The 215-nt window shown below is 70.7% G+C and carries 1 protein-coding gene; it reads right to left on the minus strand.

Features of this window, described 5'->3' with window-relative positions; all coding sequences use genetic code 11:
* On the minus strand, nucleotides 1-215 hold a 215-nt coding region (locus tag ADL03_RS09460), incomplete at both ends, for a tetratricopeptide repeat protein (RefSeq protein WP_157528407.1).

Genomic DNA, 215 nt, shown 5'->3' on the forward strand with positions numbered 1-215 from the left:
CGACTCGTAGGCGTTGGCCAGGTTGCTCCGCGAGAGCAGCGTGCTTGGGTGGTCGGGGCCCAGCACCCGCTCGCGATCAGCGAGGGTCGCTTCGTGCAGTGGGATCGCCCGGCCCAGATCACCCGCCGACTCGTAGGCGTTGGCCAGGTTGCTCCGCGAGAGCAGCGTGCTTGGGTGGTCGGGGCCCAGCACCCGCTCGCGATCAGCGAGGGTCG

The organism is Nocardia sp. NRRL S-836, from assembly GCF_001279525.1.
Lineage (GTDB): Bacteria > Actinomycetota > Actinomycetes > Mycobacteriales > Pseudonocardiaceae > Lentzea.